13 protein-coding genes are annotated in these 19,520 nt (G+C 70.7%); all 13 read left to right on the top strand.

All coding sequences use genetic code 11. The features are described from left to right. Positions 1–110 precede the first annotated feature (110 nt). The 13 genes from folC to ACLLJJ_RS11060 all read left to right on the top strand — a co-directional run bounded on the left by folC (position 111) and on the right by ACLLJJ_RS11060 (position 19,173). A complete protein-coding gene (gene folC / locus ACLLJJ_RS11120; protein WP_434589436.1) occupies positions 111–1,637 on the top strand; it encodes a bifunctional tetrahydrofolate synthase/dihydrofolate synthase in 1,527 nt (508 codons plus the stop codon). A 6-nt stretch (positions 1,638–1,643) separates the two neighbouring features. Then, complete coding sequence (locus ACLLJJ_RS11115; RefSeq protein ID WP_434589434.1) at positions 1,644–2,006, top strand: DUF4233 domain-containing protein; 363 nt, start codon at positions 1,644–1,646, stop codon at positions 2,004–2,006. Positions 2,007–2,254: 248 nt separating this feature from the next. After that, on the top strand, positions 2,255–2,668 hold the full coding sequence (gene ndk, locus ACLLJJ_RS11110; RefSeq protein WP_347118259.1) for a nucleoside-diphosphate kinase: 414 nt from the start codon (positions 2,255–2,257) through the stop codon (positions 2,666–2,668). A gap of 288 nt (positions 2,669–2,956) precedes the next feature. Next, positions 2,957–3,976: a rod shape-determining protein gene (locus ACLLJJ_RS11105; protein WP_283519406.1), complete on the top strand. Its 1,020-nt coding sequence runs from the start codon at positions 2,957–2,959 to the stop codon at positions 3,974–3,976. A 100-nt stretch (positions 3,977–4,076) separates the two neighbouring features. After that, positions 4,077–5,012 carry a rod shape-determining protein MreC gene (gene mreC / locus ACLLJJ_RS11100; protein WP_434589432.1) on the top strand — a complete coding sequence of 312 codons (936 nt, stop codon included), beginning with the start codon at positions 4,077–4,079 and terminating at the stop codon, positions 5,010–5,012. A gap of 12 nt (positions 5,013–5,024) precedes the next feature. Further along, positions 5,025–5,690: a rod shape-determining protein MreD gene (gene mreD, locus ACLLJJ_RS11095; RefSeq protein WP_434589430.1), complete on the top strand. Its 666-nt coding sequence runs from the start codon at positions 5,025–5,027 to the stop codon at positions 5,688–5,690. Between the two features lie 115 nt (positions 5,691–5,805). Then, positions 5,806–7,968, top strand: a complete 2,163-nt coding sequence (mrdA, locus tag ACLLJJ_RS11090) for a penicillin-binding protein 2 (RefSeq protein WP_434589428.1) — start codon at positions 5,806–5,808, stop codon at positions 7,966–7,968. Next, complete coding sequence (gene rodA / locus ACLLJJ_RS11085) at positions 7,968–9,170, top strand: rod shape-determining protein RodA (protein WP_434589427.1); 1,203 nt, start codon at positions 7,968–7,970, stop codon at positions 9,168–9,170. The genes mrdA and rodA overlap by 1 nt, the downstream gene beginning before the upstream one ends. Before the next feature lie 51 nt (positions 9,171–9,221). Further along, positions 9,222–10,805 (top strand): CHAD domain-containing protein, encoded by a 1,584-nt coding sequence (locus tag ACLLJJ_RS11080; RefSeq protein ID WP_434589425.1) that lies wholly within the window; start codon positions 9,222–9,224, stop codon positions 10,803–10,805. Between the two features lie 48 nt (positions 10,806–10,853). Further along, entirely contained in the window at positions 10,854–12,776 is a 1,923-nt protein-coding gene (locus ACLLJJ_RS11075) for a TIGR03960 family B12-binding radical SAM protein (RefSeq protein ID WP_434589423.1), read from the top strand. 131 nt (positions 12,777–12,907) lie between these two features. Next, positions 12,908–13,954 (top strand): hypothetical protein, encoded by a 1,047-nt coding sequence (locus ACLLJJ_RS11070; protein WP_434589421.1) that lies wholly within the window; start codon positions 12,908–12,910, stop codon positions 13,952–13,954. Between the two features lie 126 nt (positions 13,955–14,080). Continuing rightward, a complete protein-coding gene (locus ACLLJJ_RS11065; protein WP_434589419.1) occupies positions 14,081–14,863 on the top strand; it encodes a TIGR03936 family radical SAM-associated protein in 783 nt (260 codons plus the stop codon). A 233-nt stretch (positions 14,864–15,096) separates the two neighbouring features. After that, positions 15,097–19,173 carry an Rne/Rng family ribonuclease gene (locus ACLLJJ_RS11060; protein ID WP_434589417.1) on the top strand — a complete coding sequence of 1,359 codons (4,077 nt, stop codon included), beginning with the start codon at positions 15,097–15,099 and terminating at the stop codon, positions 19,171–19,173. Positions 19,174–19,520 lie beyond the last annotated feature (347 nt).

Below are 19,520 nucleotides of genomic sequence, written 5' to 3'. Positions count from 1 at the left end.
TCTCTCAGACTTACACCCACCTCTGCGGACACACCACGCCAAAGGTCCCGGAAGAGTGGGTCCAAGGTCCTGTCACCGGCGATGTCGGCGGGGCTCCGTAGACTGGCCCCGTGAGTCAGCTCCCCCCGCACGATGACAGCGATGCCCCCGACGACGCCCACGACGCCTTCGAGGCGATCGCGCAGGCTGAGACCAGCCGCGATCCCGACCTGGCGGTGATCGAGGCCGGCAGCCGCACCCTGCGCACGCAGGGCAGCGCGCCGCAGGGCGAGGACGTGCCAGGACGCCCCCAGGACCCGGAGGTGGACAAGGCGCTGCGAGCCATTGAGCAGGAGCTCCTCGGCCGCTGGCCGGAGACCAAGCTCGACCCGTCGCTGGTCCGGATGGCCGCACTGATGGACGTCCTGGGCGAGCCCCAGCGCGCCTATCCGTCGGTCCACATCACCGGCACCAACGGCAAGACCAGCACGGCCCGCATGATCGAGGCCCTGTTCAGCGCCTTCGAGCTGCGCACCGGGCGTTACACCAGCCCGCACGTGCAGTCGATCACCGAGCGCATCAGCCTGGACGGCGCCCCCATCGACGCCGAGCGCTTCATCGAGACGTACCAGGACATCGCTCCGTACATCGAGATGACCGACGGCTCGCAGGAGCACCGGCTGTCGTTCTTCGAGGCGCTGACGGGCATGGCGTACGCCGCCTTCGCCGACGCCCCGGTGGACGTGGCGGTCGTCGAGGTCGGCATGGGCGGCAGCTGGGACGCCACCAACGTGATCGACGCGTCCGTCGCCGTCGTCACGCCCATCGACCTGGACCACACGGACCGGCTGGGCTCCACGCCCGGCGAGATCGCCGTCGAGAAGTCCGGGATCATCAAGCAGGGCGCCACGGTCATCCTGGCGCAGCAGCCGGTGGACGCCGCGCAGGTCATGCTCAAGAAGGCCGTCGAGGTGGACGCCACGGTCGCCCGCGAGGGCATGGAGTTCGGCGTCGTCGCCCGCGAGGTCGCGGTCGGCGGCCAGCTGATCACCCTGCGCGGCCTCGGCGGCGAGTACGAAGAGGTCTTCCTGCCGCTGCACGGCGCGCACCAGGCGCACAACGCGGCGGTGGCGCTGGCCGCGGTCGAGGCGTTCTTCGGCATCGGCGCCGAGAAGGCCCGCACGCTCGACATCGAGACCATCCGCAAGGCCTTCGCCTCGGTGACGTCACCGGGCCGCCTTGAGGTCGTGCGGCGCGGCCCGACGGTCGTCCTGGACGCCGCGCACAATCCGGCGGGGGCCAGGGCCGCTGCCCAGGCGGTCGGTGAGGCGTTCAGCTTCAGCCGGCTGATCGGGGTGGTCGGCGCCACCGAGGGCAAGGACGTACGGGGCGTACTCGAGGCCTTCGAGCCGATCTTCGCGGAGATCGTCGTCACCCGGAACTCCGCGAACCGCGCGATGGACGTGGACGAGCTGGCGGCGCTGGCCGTGGAGGTATTCGGCGACGAGCGCGTGCAGGTGGAGCCGCGCCTCGACGACGCCTTGGAAGCCGCCTTCACTCTGGTGGAGGAAGACGGCGAGTTCGCCGGCGGCGGCGTCCTGGTGACCGGTTCGGTGATCACGGTCGGCGAAGCCCGGCTGCTCCTGGGGAAGGGCTGATTTCCTGTGCGTATGCTCTGCGCTTCCACTCTGATCAGCGAGTTCTTCGTGGTGGCCTTCGCGGGCCTGGTCGCGATGAAGTCGGACGACCTGTCGACGACCGCGGTCTGGACGGTGTGCGGCATCGCGATGCTGCTGTCCGTGCTGCTCTGCGGCATGATCTCGCGCCCCGGCGGGCTCCAGCTCGGCTGGGCGCTCCAGATCGGGCTGATCGTCAGCGGCTTCGTGGTCCCGACGATGTTCTTCCTGGGCGCGGTCTTCGCGGGCCTGTGGTGGGCGTCGATCCACTACGGCCGCCAGATCGACGAGGCGAAGGCCCGCTGGGCGGCGCGGGCCGAGCAGCCCGAGGGCCAGGCGCAGCCTCAGTAGCGGCGACCGGGCCGGGCCCGGCAGGCCGGGCGTGTGGCCCCAGCGGTGGGCGCCCGGCCCCGGCAGGCCAGGCTCGGCCTCAGTTGCCTCGCGGGTCCGGGCACAGCCTCAGCGGTGTCCGGGCCGGCCTCGCGCGTTCCGGGCGCAACCCCGGCGGTGGCCGTGCGGGCCGGTCCGGGTGCTGCCCCTCCGGCGTGTCCTTGTAGCCTCAGGGCATTGCATCCGCTATGCCCTGCAAGGAGCCGCACATGACCCAGCGCACCCTCGTCCTTCTCAAGCCGGACGCGGTTCGCCGCGGCCTGATCGGCGAGATTGTCGGCCGTATCGAGCGCAAGGCCGGCTGGTCGATCACCGCGCTGGAGATGCGCAGCCTCGACCAGGACACCCTGGAGTCGCACTACGGCGAGCACAAGGGCAAGGTTTTCTACGAGCCGCTCGTCGAGTTCATGGCCTCGGGGCCGATCGTGGCGCTCGTCGTCCAGGGTGAGCGCGTCATCGAGGGTGTGCGCCAGTTGGCGGGTCCCACCGACCCCATTCAGGCGCAGGGTGGCTCCATCCGTGGCGACTTCGGGACCATCGTTCGGGAGAACCTCATCCACGCCTCGGACTCCGAGGAGTCCGCGGAGCGGGAGCTGAAGCTTTTCTTCCCCGGCATTTCCTGACATAGCGTCAGCCATTCAGAGCTGTGGCCTGGGGCGACCGAAGTAATTCGGTCGCCCTTCGGTATATGCGGGAGGATGGAGGGAACGCATCCCCCCGACACGACGTCACCATTACTGGGGCGGGTACGTGTTCCGCTCACAATGGCGAAGGACCCTCGCGCTGCGTTCGTGCAGGCGGCACTACGATGGAAGCCTCCACGCCCACAGCACTTCTTTCGCCTACCAAATGCCATCATCGCTCCACTTGGGAAGGCCCGACGCATCCTCATGGGGAACAAGGGGAACTCAATGTCGTTCATCGGCCGTGACATGGCTATCGACCTCGGGACTGCCAACACGCTGGTGTACGTCAGGGGTCGCGGGATCGTGCTCAACGAACCCTCCGTCGTCGCCATCAACACCAACACCGGTGGCATCCTCGCGGTAGGTTCCGAGGCGAAGAAGATGATCGGCCGGACACCGGGCAACATCGTTGCCGTCCGGCCACTGAAGGACGGCGTGATCGCCGACTTCGAGATCACCGAGCGGATGCTCCGCTACTTCATCCTGAAGATCCACAAGCGCCGCTATCTGGCCCGCCCCCGGGTCGTCGTCTGTGTGCCCTCCGGCATCACAGGTGTCGAGCGGCGCGCCGTCATCGAGGCATCCACGCAGGCCGGTGCCCGTCAGGTGCACATCATCGAGGAGCCCATGGCCGCCGCCATCGGCTCCGGCCTGCCCGTCCACGAGGCCACCGGCAACATGGTCGTGGACATCGGTGGCGGCACCACCGAGGTCGCCGTCATCTCGCTCGGCGGAATCGTTACGGCCCAGTCCATCCGGGTCGCCGGCGACGAGCTGGACAGCTCGATCATCCAGCACATCAAGAAGGAGTACTCGCTTCTCCTCGGTGAGCGCACCGCCGAACAGATCAAGATCACCATCGGGTCCGCGTTCGACCTGGACAAGGACGAGCACACCGAGATCCGGGGCCGCGACCTCGTCTCCGGTCTGCCCAAGACCGTGGTCATCTCGGCCGCCGAGGTGCGCAAGGCCATCGAGGAGCCGGTCAACGCCATCGTCGACGCGGTCAAGACGACGCTCGACAAGTGCCCGCCGGAGCTGTCCGGCGATGTCATGGACCGCGGCATCGTCCTCACCGGCGGCGGCGCCCTGCTGCGCGGCCTCGACGAGCGGCTGCGCCGCGAGACCGGCATGCCGATTCACATCGCCGAGGACCCGCTCGACTCCGTCGCCCTCGGGGCCGGTAAGTGCGTCGAGGAGTTCGAGGCGCTCCAGCAAGTGCTGGACGCTCAGCCCCGTAGATGAATCGCTTAAAGAATCCGCCGCACGAGGCCTGCCGCCTCGTGCGGCGGATCGTTGATATACAGGCATGGGAATTCCGACGAGGAAGGCACGGCCGCCGCACGTGAGGGACACACGAGAGAGCCGGCTGCTCCTGGTGCTGCTGATCGCCATCGCATTCGCACTGATTACGGTGGATATCCGCGGTGGTGAACAGTCGCCGGTCGACGGTGCCAGACAGGCCGCGGCCACGGTCTTCGGGCCGGTGGAGAACGGGGTCGCCACAGCGGTCGACCCGATCGGCAATGCCATAGGAGCCGTTCGGGACTCCGGGGAACGGCACAACCGCATCAGCGCCCTGGAGCGCGAGAACGCGGCACTCAAGCAGAAACTCGGCAGCGACGACCGTAATCGCAGCCGCGTCCGGGAGCTGGACGGCATGCTCAAGAAAGCGGGCGCCGGGCAGTACGGCATCAAGGGCGCCGAGGTCATCGCGATAGGAGCGGCCCAGGGCTTCTCCTGGACCGTCACCATCGACGCGGGCAGCAACGACGGCCTCAAGCGGGACATGACCGTACTCAACGGCGACGGACTCGTCGGCCGCGTCACGACCGTCGGCCCGAGCACCGCGACCGTGCTCCTGGCCAACGACCCCGACTTCACCGTCGGCACCCGTATGGAGAAGAGCAACGAGATCGGCTTCGCCACCGGTCAGGGCGACCGCTCGCTCAGCGTCCAGCTGCTCAACGGCAAGGCCAAGGTCAAGAAGGGCGACCGGCTCGTCACCTTCGGCTCCCGCAAGGCCAAGCCCTTCGTGCCCGGCGTCCCGGTCGGCGAGGTCATCCGCGTCGACCCCTCCGGCGGCGACCTCACCCGCACCCTCTACGTCCGCCCGTACGTCGGCTTCACCAAGCTCGACATCGTCGGCGTCGTCGTCGAGGCCCCGCGGGAGAACCCGCGCGACACCGTGCTGCCGCCCAAGCCCGCAGGTCCCAAGCCCACCCCCACGGTCACCGTCACGGTCACCCCGGGGGCGCCCCCCGTCAACGGCACCCAGTAGGAGCTGAACCTCGTGCGCTTCAACCGGATGCTGCTCTCCACCACCCTGGTGATCGTCGCCCTGGTCGTCCAGGTCACCGTGCTCGCCAGGCTCCAACTCCCCGGCGCCGTACCCGACTTGATGCTTCTTGTCGTGCTCGGCCTGGCCTTCGTCTACGGGCACGTCAGCGGCGCCTTCATCGGATTCGGCGCGGGACTCCTCGCGGACCTGGCGCCGCCGGCCGACCACGCCGCGGGCCGCTACGCGCTCGTCCTGTGCCTCATCGGTTACCTCGCGGGCCTCGCCAAGCCGGAGAGCGGCCAGCTCAGGTCCGCCACCGGACCGATGGTCGTGGTCGTCGCCGCGGCCCTCGGCTCCACCATGCTGTACGCCGGGGTGGGAGCCCTCGTCGGTGACACCTCGGCCCGCCACGTGGGCATCGGCGGCCTGCTGTTCACCTCCGCGCTGTACGACTTGCTGCTCGCCCCGTTCGTCGTGCCGCTGATCATGGCCCTGGCGAGACGCGCGGAGAACGACCCGCTCGCCGACACCCAGAGCGGCGGCAGCGACGTCGCCTCCGGCTGGATGTCTTCGGGCACCGGGCTGAGCATCGGCAACCAGCGCGGGGGACTGCGGCTGAAGGCCGCGCGCTCCCGGGCCGCGAAGGCCGGGCGTATCAAGGGGGTCAAGCGACTGTGACGACGCGTCACCCCGGGGCAGGGCCCCGGATCAACCCGAGGGGGGACCGCATGAGGCCGAATCTCCCGGGAGAGCGCTCCGGGGTCCCCGCCCGGACGACCGGTGGGCGGACCGCATGAGCAATATCCCCGAGACCGGGCGCACCCCCAGGGTCCAGATCCGGCTCGTCATCATCCAGGTACTCGTCTTCTCGCTCCTGCTGACCCTCGGCGGACGCCTCTGGTACCTCCAGATCCGCAACGGCGACGAGTACACCGCCGAAGCCGCCAGCAACCATGTCCAGCAGGTCGTCCAGCCCGCCGTGCGCGGCTCGATCCTCGACTCGCGCGGCGTGCCCATCGCCGACAACCAGACCCGCCTCGTCGTCTCCGCCAGCCGCACCGAGCTGATGAAGATGAAGGACGACGGCAAGGCCGTGCTGACCCGTCTCGCCGAAGTCCTGGACATGGCGCCCAAGGACGTGCACGACAAGGTCAGGCTCTGCGACTCCAAGACCCCGCAGCCCTGCTGGAACGGCTCGCCCTATCAGCCGATCCCCGTCACCGACGAGGCCAACACCCAGCAGGCCCTGCAGATCCGCGAGCGCGCCGAGGACTTCCCCGGCATCACCGCCGAGCCCACCGCCGTACGCCGCTACGCCGCGCCCGGCAAGGCCGCCACCTCGCAGGTCCTCGGCTATCTCTCTCCCGTCACCGACGTGGAGATCGAGAAGGCCCAGGACAGCGACTCCCCGTACCTGCGCTCCGACCAGGTCGGCCGCTCCGGCCTTGAGCGCACTTACGACAAGGAGCTGCGCGGCAAGGCCGGCGTCACCCGCTACGAGGTGGACAACCTGGGCCGCGTCATCGGCGAGGCCGAGAGCGACGAGGCCCAGCCCGGCGCCAACGTCGTCACCTCGATCGACGCGCGTGTGCAGGGCGTCGCCGAGTACGAGCTCAACGAGGCGATGAAGGCGGCGCGCAAGGAGAACGACAGGAACACCAACGAGAACTACAAGGCGGACGCCGGCGCCGTCGTCGTCATGGAGTCCAAGACCGGCCGGGTCGTCTCGATGGCCTCCCAGCCGACGTACGACCCCAACGCCTGGGTCGGTGGCATCTCCGGCAAGGACTACGCGAAGCTCACCGGCAAGGGGTCCAACTACCCGCTGCTGAACCGCGCGATCCAGGGGCAGGCCGCACCCGGCTCGATCTTCAAGGTCATCTCGTCGGCCGCCGCGGTCAACGCCGGATACGACTTCCACGGCAACTACCCGTGCCCCGCCTCGTACTCCATCGGCAACCAGGTCTTCAAGAACTTCGAGTCCAAGGGCTACGGCAGCATCGACCTGGGCCGGGCCCTTGAAGTCTCGTGCGACACCGTCTTCTACGGCATCGCGCACAAGGAGTGGCAGAAGGACGGCGGCATCAAGCCGACGAAGAACACCGGCGACTGGTTCTACAAGACCGCCCGCCAGTTCGGCCTCGGCAAGGAGACCGGCGTCGACCTCCCCAACGAGGTCCCCGGCCGCGTCCCCGACCGCCAGTGGAAGCAGAGCTTCTGGGAGGCCAACAAGGACTCCTGGTGCAAGCAGGGCAAGAAGAACGGCGACTACGTCGAGCAGATCGCCTTCGAGAACTGCCTCGAAGGCAACAAGATGCGCGCCGGTGACTCCGTGAACTACTCGATCGGCCAGGGCGACACCCTCGTCACACCGATCCAGATGGCCAAGATCTACAGCGCCATCTCCAACGGCGGCACCATGTACGAGCCCAGCATCGGCAAGGCCGTCATCAGCGCCGACGGCAAGCGCACCGATGAGATCAAGCCCAAGGCGCAGGGCAGGCTCCCGATGAGCGCGAACACCCAGGCGTCGATAAACGATGCCCTCGCAGGCGTCGCCAGCCGCGGCTCGGCCGCCTGGCGCTTCCAGGGATGGCCGCAGAAGAAGATCCCGATGCACGCCAAGACGGGTACGGCCGAGGTCTACGGCAAGCAGACGACCTCATGGTTCGCCTCGTACACCGAGGACTACACCATCATCATGACGATCTCCCAGGGCGGCACCGGCTCCGGCGCATCGGGCCCGGCCGTGCGCAAGATCTACGAAGCGATGTACGGGCTGACGCCCGACGGCAAGCAGAACATCAAAAAGGCGCTGCTGCCCAAGCCGCAGCAGGCCCTCCCCAAGATCGAGACGGACGGCTCCATCGACGCCCCGAAGATCAAGCCGTACGTGCCCGAGAAGCCCGAGATCCCCATCGACGGCGAGCAGATCGCGATCGGCAGGCGCGACTGATGACCGGCTCCACCCAGCGCTTCTCGGTCCAGCGCTACGCCCCCGAACGCGGTCCCTGGTCCAAGCTCGCCGCCCGCGACTCCGTGCTGCGCAGGCTCGACTGGCCGCTGCTCCTCGCGGCCCTCGCGCTCTCCTTCGTGGGCTCCCTGCTGGTCTGGTCGGCGACCCGCGGCCGTGACGCGCTCACCCACGGCGACCCGTACTACTTCTTCTTCCGGCACGCCCTCAACACCGGTATCGGTCTCGCCCTGATGATCGGCACCATCTGGCTGGGACACCGCACCCTGCGCGGCGCGGTCCCCGTCCTCTACGGGCTGTCCGTTCTGCTCGTCCTCGCGGTGCTCACCCCGCTCGGGGCGACCGTCAACGGCGCGCACGCGTGGATCGTGCTCGGCGGCGGATTCTCGCTGCAGCCCTCCGAGTTCACCAAGATCACGATCATTCTCGGCATGGCGATGGTGCTCGCGGCCCGCGTCGACGCGGGCGACCAGTCGCACCCCGACCAGCGCACGGTCGTCAAGGCGCTGGGTCTCGCCGTCGTCCCGATCGCCATCATCATGATGATGCCGGACCTCGGCTCGGTCATGGTGATCGCGATGATCATCATCGGCGTCCTGCTGGCCTCCGGCGCGTCCAACCGCTGGGTCCTCGGCCTGCTCGGCACCGGCGCCCTCGGCGCCGTCCTGGTCTGGCAGATCGGCCTGCTCGACGAGTACCAGATCAACCGCTTCGCCGCCTTCGCCAACCCCGAGCTCGACCCGGCGGGCGTCGGCTACAACACCAACCAGGCGCGCATCGCGATCGGCTCCGGCGGCCTCCACGGCACCGGCCTCTTCAAGGGCAGCCAGACCACCGGCCAGTTCGTGCCCGAGCAGCAGACCGACTTCGTCTTCACCGTCGCGGGCGAGGAGCTCGGCTTCCTCGGCGCCGGACTGATCCTGGTCCTCCTCGGCGTGGTGCTGTGGCGCGCCTGCCGCATCGCCCGGGAGACGACCGAGCTGTACGGCACGATCGTCGCCGCCGGGATCATCGCCTGGTTCGCCTTCCAGTCCTTCGAGAACATCGGCATGACGCTCGGCATCATGCCCGTCGCCGGCTTGCCCCTGCCGTTCGTCTCCTACGGCGGATCCTCGATGTTCGCGGTGTGGGTCGCGATCGGACTGCTCCAGTCGATCCGTGTACAGCGGCCCATAACGGCATAGAGCGCCCCGGGCCATCTGTCTGGACAGCGCCTTCGCGTCTAGATTCGACTCATGGCGGACACAAAGCGCGAGATCGAGCGGAAGTACGAAGCCACCGACGAGACCCGGCTGCCGGACCTGACCAAGGTGGCCGGGGTGTCGTCCGTAGTCGACCGGGGCGTCGCGGAGCTCGACGCCGTCTACTACGACACCCCCGATCTGCGGCTGGCCGCGAACGCGATCACGCTGCGCCGCCGCACGGGCGGAAGCGACGAGGGCTGGCACCTCAAGCTGCCCGTCTCGCCGGACGTCCGCGACGAGATCCACGCGCCGCTCGGCCCCGATCTGCCGCACGCCCTGACCGGTCTCGTACGCTCCCGGATCCGCGACGCGCCACTGGTCCCGGCCGTCCGGCTGCTCTCCTCGCGCGAGCTGTGCCACCTCGTCGACGCGGCCGGGAAACCGCTGGCCGAGGTCAGCATCGACGCGGTCACCGCGCAACGCCTGGACGCCGGGGCGGCGACCGCCAACTGGACCGAGATCGAGGTCGAGCTCGCCGACGGCGTCGGCCCGGCCTTCCTCGACGTCGTGGAGAAGCGGCTGCGCAAGGCCGGGGTCAGGCCCGCGTCCTCGGCCTCGAAGCTGGCCAGGGCGCTGGAGGACACGGCCCCGCCGCAGGAGGCGCCGGAGGCAGGCCGGAAGCAGGCGCCGCACACCCCGAAGAAGCAGGGCAGGGGCAGGAGGGCGGCGAAGACTCCCGGTGCGGACACCGCGGGCGACCACGTGCTGGCGTATCTGCGCGCACAGGCCGAGGCGATCGTCGCGTACGACCCCGCGGTCCGCCGCGACCTGCCCGACTCCGTACACCAGCTGCGGGTCGCCACCCGCCGTCTGCGCAGCGCCTTCCGCAGCTACCGCAAGGTCGTCGACCCGGCCGTCACCGATCCGATCGCCGGGGAACTCAAGTGGCTCGCGGGGGAGCTGGGCGTCGACCGTGACCACGAGGTGCTCAACGACCGCCTCCAGGCCCGCATCACGGACCTCCCCAGGACTCTCCTCCTCGGCCCGGTGCGCGGCCGGCTGCGGATCTGGTCCGTCGCCCGCCGCACCGGATCGCGCCGCAAGACCATCGCCGTACTCGACAGCAGGCGCTACCTCGACCTGCTCAATGCCCTGGACGCCCTGCTGGCGGACCCGCCCCTGCTGCGGGCCGCGGCGCAGCCGGCCGCGACGGTCGTCCCCAAGGCCATCACCAAGGACTACGACCGCCTGTCCACCCGCATGGAGCACGCGCTCGCCCTCCCGCCGGGCACCGGGGAACGCGACGCCGCGATGCACGACGCCCGCAAGGCCGCCAAACGCGCCCGCTACGCCGCCGAGGCGGCCAGGCCCGTGCTGGGCAAGCCCGCGAAGCGCTTCGCCAAGCGCCTGAAGGCGGTCCAGAGCGTCCTCGGCGACCACCAGGACAGCGTGGTCGCCCGCGAGGCCCTGCGCACCCTGGCGATCCAGGCCCACGCGGCGGGCGAGACGGCGTTCACCTGGGGCCTGCTGCACGGCCAGGAGGAGGCACAGGCGGCGATCAGGGAACGGGAGTTGCCCGAGGTGTGGGCCCGGGCGTCCCGGCCGGAACTGCGGGCGGATCTCGGCGGCCGGTGACCGGGGTACGCTGAATGGTCACCCTGCCAGCTCACAAAGGTTCGCCTGATGTCTGCCGAGTCGGTCTTCCCGCAGCTCGAAGCTCTGCTCCCGCATGTGCAGAAGCCCATTCAGTACGTCGGCGGTGAGCTGAACTCCACTGTCAAGGACTGGGACAGCTGCGATGTCCGCTGGGCGCTGATGTACCCCGACGCCTACGAGGTCGGACTGCCCAACCAGGGCGTCATGATCCTCTACGAGGTGCTCAACGAACAGGCCGGCGTTCTCGCCGAGCGGACGTACAGCGTCTGGCCGGACCTCGAAGCGCTGATGCGAGAGCACAAGGTCCCCCAGTTCACGGTGGACGCGCACCGGCCCGTGAAGGCCTTCGACGTATTCGGCCTGAGCTTCTCCACCGAGCTCGGCTACACCAACATGCTCACCGCCCTGGACCTCGCGGGCATCCCGCTGGAGTCCAAGGACCGCACGCTCGACGACCCGATCGTCCTGTCCGGCGGCCACGCGGCGTTCAACCCCGAGCCGATCGCGGACTTCATCGACTGCGCGGTCCTCGGCGACGGCGAGCAGGCCGTCCTGGAGATCACCGAGATCGTCCGCGCCTGGAAGGCGGAGGGCCGCCCCGGCGGCCGCGAAGAGGTGCTGTTCCGGCTCAGTAGGACCGGTGGCGTCTACGTCCCGCGCTTCTACGACGTCGAGTACCTGCCCGACGGGCGGATCGGCCGCGTCGTACCGAACAAGTCCGGCGTCCCGTGGCGGGTGTCCAAGCACACGGTCATGGACCTCGACGAGTGGCCCTACCCCAAGCAGCCGCTGGTCCCGCTCGCCGAGACCGTCCACGAGCGGATGTCCGTCGAGATCTTCCGCGGCTGCACCCGCGGCTGCCGCTTCTGCCAAGCCGGCATGATCACGCGCCCCGTGCGGGAGCGAAGCATCACCGGCATCGGCGAGATGGTGGAAAAGGGCCTCAAGGCGACCGGCTTCGAGGAGGTCGGGCTGCTCTCGCTGTCCTCCGCCGACCACTCCGAGATCGCGGACATCGCGAAGGGGCTGGCCGACCGGTACACGGAGGACAAGGTCGGCCTGTCGCTGCCGTCGACCCGCGTCGACGCGTTCAACGTCGACCTGGCCAACGAACTGACCCGCAACGGCCGCCGGTCCGGCCTCACCTTCGCGCCCGAGGGCGGCTCCGAGCGGCTGCGCAAGGTCATCAACAAGATGGTCTCCGAAGAGGACCTGATCCGGACGGTCTCGACGGCGTACGGCAACGGCTGGCGCCAGGTGAAGCTGTACTTCATGTGCGGCCTGCCGACCGAGACCGACGAGGACGTCCTGCAGATCGGTGACATGGCCGTCAAGGTCATCGCCGAGGGTCGCAAGGTTTCCGGGCAGAACGACATCCGCTGCACCGTCTCCATCGGCGGCTTCGTCCCCAAGCCGCACACCCCGTTCCAATGGGCCCCGCAGCTGTCCGCGGCGGAGACGGACGCGCGGCTGGGGAAGCTGCGCGACAAGATCCGCGCCGACAAGAAGTACGGCCGGTCGATCGGTTTCCGCTACCACGACGGCAAGCCCGGCATCATCGAGGGCCTGCTCTCGCGCGGTGACCGCCGCATCGGGCACGTCATCCGCGCCGTGTACGAGGACGGTGGCCGCTTCGACGGCTGGCGTGAGTACTTCAGCTACGACCGCTGGATGGCCTGCGCGGAGAAGGCGCTGCCCCAATTCGGCGTGGACGTCGACTGGTACACGACCCGTGAGCGCACGTACGAGGAAGTCCTGCCCTGGGACCACCTGGATTCCGGCCTCGACAAGGACTGGCTCTGGGAGGACTGGCAGGACTCGCTCGACGAGACCGAGGTCGAGGACTGCCGCTGGACCCCGTGCTTCGACTGCGGTGTCTGCCCGCAGATGGACACGCAGATCCAGGTCGGCCCGACGGGCAAGACGCTACTGCCACTGACCGTCAAGTAGATCCCGCGCCACGGAGGCCCGGTCACTGGGAACGATCCAGTGACCGGGTCTTCGCGTGTGGCGGGAATCGGGATCCGCACGGGCCGCGTGCGCGTCCTTGGGAGTGCGTCGAAAACGGGGGAGAGCACGACATGGATTTCGAGAAGGAGAACCCACCCGCACGGCAGGAGCCCGCGCGCGGGTTCGTCCGGCTTGAGCCGGAGCGCGCGGACGGCTGTCTGACCGCCGTCATCAGGATCCCGGTGCGCGTCGTCGTGCTGGTCCTGTTCGTGCCGGTGCGGATGATCTGGGATCTGCTGACGATCTCCGCGAAGGCGAGCGGCCGCGCACTGGCCACGGTCGGCCGGGTGCTGCTCGTGGTACCGGCGGGGTGGCTTTACGAGCACGTCCTCGTGCCCGTCGCGAAGGCCCTCGGGTACGTCGCGTACGGCGTGCTGGTGCTGCCGTGGATCGCGCTGTGGAAGTACGTCGTCGTACCGGGGGTCAGGTACGGGATCGTGGTGCCGGTGGTGTGGGTGTACCGCCGGGTGCTGTCGCCGGTGGGGCATGGGCTGGCGTGGCTGGCGCGTGGCTTGGGCTTCGGGATCGCGGCTGTGGCGCGTGGTGTGGGTGCGGCGGTGGTGTGGTTGGTGGTGACGTTGTTGGTGGTGCCGGTGGTGTGGGTGGTCATGATGCTGCTGGTGAAGCCGGTGGTCTGGTTCTGGCGCGCGGGCCTCGCGCCCGTGGGGCGAGAGATCGCCGCAGCCGCCGGGCACGGGTGGCGTATCGCCGGATACATTTCCCGTGCCGTGGGGCGCGCGCTGAAGTGGCTCGGCTGGAATCTGCTCGGGCGGCCGGTGCGTTGGGCGTGGCTGAGTGTGTGCACCCCGGTCGGGCACTGGGTGCGGGACGCCGGCTGGGCCCCGGCGAAGCGGGCCGCTGTTGAGGCGGGCCGGGGCGCGCGGGCGGCCGTGCGGGCGGCGCGCGAGACCGTGCGCCAGGCCAGGCAGGACGCGTGGCGCGCACTGGTGGGCGGCGCCCGCCACGAGGTGCGGACCGCCCCTGAACCGGCCGTTGCCGACGCCCGGGAACCTCTGGTGAGTCCTGCGCGTACTCTGGGTGGTAAGACGATTGCCCCCAGCGCGGCGCCCGCGCCCGAGATCTCCTTGCTTGGCGAAAGCACAGCCAAGCAGGGGTGAGCCCGGTGCAGGAGCGCGCGGGGGCACCCCCCACGCCGAAGGGCGCGCTGACCACGCGTGGCCCCGCACCGAGGAGAAGAACCACTGGGCAAGCGACAGCCCGAAGGCCCGCCGCCCGCTCCGGCGGTGCAGCGCATCCGACTGCGCTACACCAAGCGTGGCCGCCTCCGGTTCACCAGTCATCGTGACTTCCAGCGCGCCTTCGAGCGGGCGCTGCGCCGTGCCGAGGTACCCATGGCGTACTCGGCCGGATTCACTCCGCACCCCAAGGTGTCGTACGCCAATGCCGCACCCACCGGCACGGGCAGCGAGGCCGAGTACCTGGAGATCGCGCTGACCGACCGGCGCGACCCCGACCAGCTGCGCGAGCTGCTGAACGAATCGCTGCCGGACGGCCTCGACATCACCGACGCCGTGGAGGCCCACACCTCCGGACTCGCCGACCGGCTGACCGGGTCCATCTGGGAGCTTCGGCTCGACGGTGTCACCCTCGAAGAGGCCGAGAAGGCCGTTTCCGCGTTCCTCGCGGCCGAGACCGTGGAGGTCGAGCGCCGTACGAAGAACGGCATGCGGACCTTCGACGCACGGGAGGCCGTGGCCGACCTGCGCGCCGCGCGTCCACCGGCGGATAGGTCCCAGGACGGCCCCTGTGCGATACTGCGGCTGGTTGTTCGGCACTTCACACCTGCCGTTCGACCCGACGACGTTCTGTCCGGTCTCCGAGCTGTGGCCGACCTGGCGCCGCCGGTCCCCGTAGCGGTGACCAGGCTGGCGCAGGGGCTCTTCGACGAGGAGACCGGCACGGTGACCGACCCGCTCGCGCCCGACCGCGAGGCAGTCACGGCCGCTCCATCCAAGGCCGCCGGACTGACCGCCGCGAAGACGCCGACCGGTGCAGGTTCCGCGTAGGGCGGTCGTCGTAGCGCAGCCCTGGTACTCGGGAGCCACCTGGGTCGGGCCGCGCACCACCTGACCTGAAGACTTTCGCCAGGCCGTACGTGCAACGCGTAGGGAACCGGCGAGCTAGACAACAGCTCCCGTGAGGCGCCCGCGCCCCGGACGGCGGTACCGCGTTCATCCGCGGACCGGACCGGACCGGAATCAGGCGTGGCGCCCGGGAGCGTGACGGGAGAACCGCCCGCATGCTTGAGCCGAACGATTCCATCGAGCCGTCGACAGGTACCTCGCGCAACGCCGCAGGCACCCCGGACGACAACAACAGCCCCAGCGACACGCTGCCGCCGCGCCGTAGGCGCCGTGCGGCCTCGCGCCCGGCCGGACCGCCGTCCGGGGACGCGAAGCCTGCCGTGACCGCCGACACCGTAGAGGCCGCGGCTCCGGCCATACCGGCCGGAGAGGGTGCCGTGAGCGACACCAACGACACCGCAGCCGCAGCCACCGAAGCGACCGACACGGCGCCGCCGGCCCGTACGCGTCGTCGCGCCACCCGTAAGGCCACCGCGCCCGCCGGTGCGCCGCAGCCGCAGGCCGAGGAGGCCCCCGCGCCCGCTGCGACTCCCGAGCCCGCCGACACCACCGGGGCCGACGAGGCACCGCGTGGCCGCCCGCGCCGTCGGGCGACCCGCAAGGCGACGGCGCCCTCCGGTGCGCCGCAGGCCACCGAGGTCACGGACGCACCGCAGCCCGTCGCCGCCAGCGAGGCCGCCGAGGCACCGCAGGCCGTCGAGGACCCGGTTGTCGAGGCCACGGCCGCGCCGGTCGACGCCGCGCCGCCGGCCCGTACGCGCCGCCGCGCCACCCGTAAGGCCACCGCGCCCGCCGGTGCGCCGCAGGGCGAGGCCGCCGACGTCGTGCGGCCCGAGGCCGCCGAGGCACCGCAGGCCGTCGAGGACCCGGTTGTCGAGGCCACGGCCGCGCCGGTCGACGCCGCGCCGCCGGCCCGTACGCGCCGCCGCGCCACCCGTAAGGCCACCGCGCCCGCCGGTGCGCCGCAGGGCGAGCAGAACGAAGCACCCGCCGTAGCCGAGGAGGCAGCCCCGGCCGAGCCGGTCGCCGCCGAGGTCCAGGAGGAGGCGCCGCGCGGTCGTGCGACGCGCCGCCGCGCCGGCCGCAAGGGAGCCGAAGAGGCCCCCGCCGTCGTTGCCCCCGAGGCGGCCGAGCCCGCGCAGGACGAGCCCGAGGCCGCCGCGCCCGTCGTCGAGGAGCCGCCGCGTTCGCGCCGCCGCGCCTCGCGCCCCGCCGTCGCCGTGTTCCAGGCCCCGGTCTTCACGGAGCCGATGTTCCAGACCCCCGAGTCGGCCGCGGCTGCCGCCGCGGGGAAGCCCGAGCCGGAGGCCGAGTACGTAGAGGAAGAGGTCGAGGAGGCCGAGGAGACGGCCGCCGAGGCCGTCCCCGAGCCGCAGTCCGGGTCGCGTCGCCGCCGTCGCCGTCGTGGTGAGACCGCCGAGCCCGAGCGCGCCGTGGACAGTGCGCCCGAGCCGGAGGAGGCCGAGGAGCCGGAAGCCTCCGACGAGCCCGCCGCGCAGGACGACGTCGACGAGGCGGAGGACCGCAGGGCCCGCCGCCGTCGCCGCGGTGGCCGTCGCCGCCGTCGTGGCGAGTCCGCCGACCCGGAGGAGAGCGAGGAGTCGGACAGCTCCGACGAGCCCGCCGCCGAGCGTCACGCGCCCAAGGCCGCGCAGTCGGACCAGTCCGACCAGTCGGCCGACGCCGATGACGACGAGGAGCAGGACGACGAGGACGCCGACGGCGCCTCGGGCTCCAGCTCCAGCCGTCGCCGTCGCCGCCGTCGCCGTCGCAGTGGTGACTCGGGCACCGACGCCGAGAACGGCGTGGACGACCCGGAGCGCACCGTCGTCAAGGTCCGTGAGCCGCGCAAGAAGGAAGAGCGCGAGCCCGGCACCGGCTTCGACGAGGTCCAGTCCATCAAGGGCTCGACCCGTATGGAGGCGAAGAAGCAGCGCCGCCGCGAAGGCCGTGAGCAGGGTCGTCGTCGCGTCCCGATCATCACTGAGGCCGAGTTCCTGGCGCGCCGCGAGGCCGTCGAGCGTGTGATGGTCGTCCGCCAGAGCGGCGAGCGCACCCAGATCGGTGTGCTGGAGGACGACGTCCTCGTCGAGCACTACGTCAACAAGGAGCAGGCCACCAGCTACGTCGGCAACGTCTACCTGGGCAAGGTGCAGAACGTACTGCCGTCCATGGAGGCCGCGTTCGTCGACATCGGCAAGGGCCGCAACGCCGTCCTGTACGCCGGTGAGGTCAACTTCGAGGCACTGGGCATGGGCCACGGCCCGCGTCGCATCGAGTCCGCCCTCAAGTCGGGCCAGTCGGTCCTCGTGCAGGTCACGAAGGACCCGATCGGCCACAAGGGCGCCCGCCTCACCAGCCAGGTCTCGCTGCCCGGCCGCTACCTGGTCTACGTGCCCGAGGGCTCGATGACCGGCATCAGCCGCAAGCTGCCCGACACCGAGCGCGCACGTCTGAAGACGATCCTCAAGAAGATCGTCCCCGAGGACGCGGGCGTCATCGTGCGCACCGCCGCCGAGGGCGCCAGCGAGGACGAGCTGCGCCGCGACGTCGAGCGTCTGCAGGGCCAGTGGGAAGAGATCGAGAAGAAGGCGAAGAACGGCAGCAGCTCGAACGCGCCGACCCTTCTCTACGGTGAGCCGGACATGACCGTCCGGGTCGTCCGCGACATCTTCAACGAGGACTTCTCGAAGGTCATCGTCAGCGGCGACGACGCGTGGGAGACCATCCACGGGTACGTCTCGCACGTCGCGCCCGACTTGACGGACCGGCTGTCGCGCTGGACCTCCGAGGTCGACGTCTTCGCGACGTACCGGATCGACGAGCAGCTGATGAAGGCGCTGGACCGCAAGGTCTACCTGCCGAGCGGCGGTTCGCTGGTCATCGACAAGACCGAGGCGATGATCGTCGTCGACGTCAACACCGGCAAGTTCACCGGTCAGGGCGGCAACCTCGAAGAGACCGTCACCAGGAACAACCTGGAGGCGGCCGAGGAGATCGTCCGCCAGCTGCGGCTGCGCGACCTGGGCGGCATCGTCGTCATCGACTTCATCGACATGGTCCTGGAGCAGAACAGGGACCTGGTGCTGCGGCGTCTCCTGGAGTGCCTGGGACGCGACCGTACGAAGCACCAGGTCGCCGAGGTCACCTCGCTGGGCCTGGTGCAGATGACCCGCAAGCGGGTGGGTCAGGGCCTGTTGGAGTCCTTCTCCGAGACCTGCGTCCACTGCAACGGGCGCGGCGTCATCGTGCACATGGAGCAGCCGACCGCCCCCGGCGGCGGTGGCAACGGCAAGCGCGCGAAGAAGCGCGGCCGGGGCGGCTCCACGGGTACGGAGCAGGGCCACGAGCACGAGCACGAGGACTCCGCCGAGGACGAGTCGGTGGAGGAGCTCGCGGCCGAGGCCGCCGCTCCGCTGGCGCTGCCCGAGCCGCAGTTCGTGCCCGACGAGGACCTGTACAGCAGCCCCGGCGAGGCCGAGCAGGCCGCGAGCCGCGGTGGGCGTTCGCGCCGCCGGGCCTCGCGCAAGGCATCGGCTCCGGCCGGTGCGCCCAGGGAGACGGCGCCGGAGCCCGTACGGGCCGCCGAGCCGCAGCCCGAGGTGGCACCGGAGCCCGAGCCGCAGCCCGAGCCCGAGCCGGTCGCCACCGAGGCGGTTGTCCCGGAGCCGGTGGCCGAGCCGCTGCAGGACGCGGCTCCGGCCCGTCCGCGTCGGCGTGCGACCCGTAAGGCATCGGCTCCGGCCGGTGCGCCCAAGGTCGCCGAGGTCACCGGGACGCCGGTCGTCGAGGAGACCCCGGTCCCCGCGCCGGCTCCGGTGGTCGAGGAGTCGACAGCCCCGGCCCCGGCCGACGAGCCGGTGGCAGAGGCGCCCGCAGCGGCGGCTCCGCCGCGTGTGCGGCGGCGTGCGACCCGTAAGGCGACCGCACCCGCGGGCTCGCCCAAGGGTGCGGACGAGCCGGCCGTCCTCGTGGTCGAGGCGCCTTCTGAGGCCCCGGCCCCGGCGACGGACACCGCGGCCGACGTCGACGCCGACGCGGCTCCGGCCAAGAAGGCGGTGCGCAAGGCCGCCAAGAAGGCCCCCGCGAAGAAGGCGGCGACCACCACGAAAAAGGCGGCCGTGAAGAAGACGGCCGCCAAGAAGGCTCCGGCCAAGAAGGCCCCGGCGAAGAAGACCGTGGCGGCCGAGCAGCCGTCGCAGCCGGCGGTGTCGTCCTCCACGGAGGACTGACCGGCCGGAGGCCGGAGATGTCGCACGAAGAGTGAGGGCCGCCCTAAGCATTCGGGGGCGGCCCTCACTCGTGCGGGTGGGGGTGCCCGCAGTGCCTTCGCGCCACCCGCGCCTTCCCACACCTGGGGCTCGGCCCCACGCTCCCGGTGCTCAAGCGCCGGACGGCTGAGAGGTCGCCGCCGGCGGCGACCGCGATCCCGTCCGGCGGCCCTGCGGACACGCCCGCAGGGCGGCCCCAGGACCCTGGGCCCGCCCCGCGTCGCGGGAAGGCGCGGGAAGGCGCGGGAAGGCGCGGGAAGGGGGACAGTGCCGTAGGCAATCCGCAGTGGCACCCGCGCCCGCACCCC

It is taken from the genome of Streptomyces sp. A5-4, from assembly GCF_051131715.1.
In the GTDB taxonomy this organism is placed as follows: domain Bacteria; phylum Actinomycetota; class Actinomycetes; order Streptomycetales; family Streptomycetaceae; genus Streptomyces.
The sequence above is the reverse complement of the archived record's forward strand: the minus strand, read 5'-3'. Positions and strand labels throughout refer to the sequence as shown.